4 protein-coding genes are annotated in these 2,380 nt (G+C 28.7%); all 4 read right to left on the reverse strand.

Features of this window, described 5'->3' with window-relative positions:
* Positions 1-418, reverse strand: a 418-nt coding sequence (comGF, locus tag BU038_RS12255) for a competence type IV pilus minor pilin ComGF (RefSeq protein ID WP_107606244.1), incomplete at its 3' end; no start/stop codon positions are given.
* Between the two features lie 218 nt (positions 419-636).
* Positions 637-1,062 (reverse strand): competence type IV pilus minor pilin ComGD, encoded by a 426-nt coding sequence (comGD, locus tag BU038_RS12260; RefSeq protein WP_107606245.1) that lies wholly within the window; start codon positions 1,060-1,062, stop codon positions 637-639.
* 2 nt (positions 1,063-1,064) lie between these two features.
* Positions 1,065-1,394: a competence type IV pilus major pilin ComGC gene (gene comGC, locus BU038_RS12265; RefSeq protein WP_107606246.1), complete on the reverse strand. Its 330-nt coding sequence runs from the start codon at positions 1,392-1,394 to the stop codon at positions 1,065-1,067.
* Positions 1,395-1,411: 17 nt separating this feature from the next.
* Positions 1,412-2,380, reverse strand: a 969-nt coding sequence (gene comGB, locus BU038_RS12270; protein ID WP_107606247.1) for a competence type IV pilus assembly protein ComGB, incomplete at its 5' end; no start/stop codon positions are given.

Consider the following 2,380-nt stretch of genomic DNA (forward strand, 5'->3'; position numbering starts at 1 on the left):
CTTTTGTAACTTTGAAGTCACTTATGTTCTGTATCAACGTTATATTTCCACGTGAGTTAATGTTTTTATAAATCTTATGATTTGAAAAGATATATGAAACTCGTTTATCCCCTTCTTCAATTGTTATACGTTTAGTGCTTACATTTATTTTATTAATGGGTATATGATTAATTTCTCTCGATATATCTTGTGCAAAAAACTCATAATGAATTAAAGAGGCATCGTCCATGTGTTTATTTAGAGTTTTTACAGATTTGAACAACGGTGGTATAAGACTCATTGTTATTGAAAAGATACATAACGCAAAAATCATTTCGATGAAAGTAAATGCTTTAAGTCTTTTTATGTTTGATTTTAAAACAGTATTTACTTTTAGTTTCATTACTTTTAATACAAATTGATTGATCAACTTTTTCAATAGTATAATGCTCCAATTGGATTCCTTGTTGAATTTCATTTATGTTAAAACGGTTTATTACCGTGATTAATGAACGATACATATCTGCTTTTTCAATTTCTTTACGAAATTGAAAGTGTTGGTTAATTAATACAGGCAAGAAAATCAGTAGTAAAGTGATAATTAGAGAAAATGAAGTCAATGCATCAAGCATAAAAGAGCCCTTGATACAATTAGTGCTATGAAGTCTTTTCAATTCTTAAACTTCCTTTCTCAATATGGAAGATAAAACGAAATGTTGTTTGATTAAATTTAATGTAAACAGATCCAAATCGATTAAATTCACCTTCTGGATTAATAACAACAATATCCATATTATTACTTCTCACTATTTCGCCTTTAGAAATTGTAATATAACTTACTTGGTGATTTTGACTGATTACTTTAATTTTGTTGCTGCCACGAATAAAAAATAATATAACATCATCATGCTCTTTAATAGCTACGGATTTCATATATATTATTTGAGCTGCAAGGTTTTTAGCTAGTAATTCGTTTTCTACTTCTTTTATGTGAGCTGAACTTCTGACATTCAAGCTGAGATATGTCAAAAGACTTATTATTGCGAGAACTAAGAGCGTTTCAATCATAGTAAAAGCTTTCATTACTATTGACTAACGGTTGCTTCGCCGTCGCTGATTGAAATTGTTTTGCCGGATTTACATGTTTTTTGACCTTCTTTTAGAAATCCTTCGCTGACTAATTCGTCAATTGAAGATGGTGCTCTATTTTTGTTTAAAGTGAATGCTTCTATTTGACTGTTTACCATTTTTTGTTGTGCTTCACATCCAGTATCTTGAACATGTTTAGACTGTTTAGCAATATTAGGGATTATAAGTATTAATAATACACTGATAACTAATAGCACTAACAGCATTTCTAGCAAAGTAAATGCACGTAAATATTTTTGTTTCCAATTTTTAATTATATTTGTCATAAGTATCGCCTTCTTTTTTATTTGATAGATTGAAGCATGTCGAACATTGGCAGCATGATGACTAGATAAAGTGAAATGATTAAAAAACCGAGTAATAAAAAGATAACTGGCTGTATAAATTTTATTTGTTTGTTCATTTGACGTTCGATTTGACTTAGTAGTATTTGAGCATAAATACTTAATTCTATATCAATTTTTCCGCTCTTCTCACCTTGTTCTATAAAGTGAATAAGTTCGTCTTGGAAACAACCAACCGCTTTTAAAATTTCAGGTAAACGCAAACCTTTTTCGATATTTTTAATCATAAATTCGCCGAGATAATTTAAAAATGAATCAATCTTTTGTTCTGTATAAATATTAGAGATTTGTTGTAAAACAATTCCGTTTCGGAAAAATAATGAAAAGTCATTTGTTACTTGATACGTTTTGAAGAGTTTATAATAGGTATTGATTAATGGAATTTTAGATATGAATGTGATTCGTTTATTTATCGGTAGTTTTCTTACATATTGGAATATCGTTAAGAACATTAAGGATAAAAATGCGATGAAAGAGAGAATGATATGGGGAAAATGTTGAATTGTGTAATTGAGTATCTTTAAAAGTGGCGACAGCTGAATGTCCATTGTAGTATATATTTGTTGAAACTCAGGCAGTATAAAATAATTGATTCCAAATAGCATACACATAAATACACCTATTAAAATCAGTGGATATTGTATAGTTTTAATTAATCGTTGTTTCACTTCTAATTTTTGCTTTAAAAACGTATATGATTCAGTTAAATTGTCTGATAGTCTACCAAACTTTTCGGAAAAATAAATTTGAGTAACGATAGTTTGAGGATAATGCAGGTATGAGAGTATAAAATGGCAGTTTTTACCATCCTTTAAGGAATGTATAATCGTATCGCGTGTTTCTTTATTTTTATAATCAATATGCATATTCAAGAATTCAAATGATTCTATCAATGTAAAACCATGATC

This window comes from Staphylococcus simulans, from assembly GCF_003043455.1.
Lineage (GTDB): Bacteria > Bacillota > Bacilli > Staphylococcales > Staphylococcaceae > Staphylococcus > Staphylococcus simulans_A.

Coding starts and splice junctions, on each gene's coding strand:
- comGD (WP_107606245.1), bottom strand. CDS start 1,062: ATGAAAGCTTTTACTATGATTGAAACGCTCTTAGTTCTCGCAATAATA.
- comGC (WP_107606246.1), bottom strand. CDS start 1,394: ATGACAAATATAATTAAAAATTGGAAACAAAAATATTTACGTGCATTT.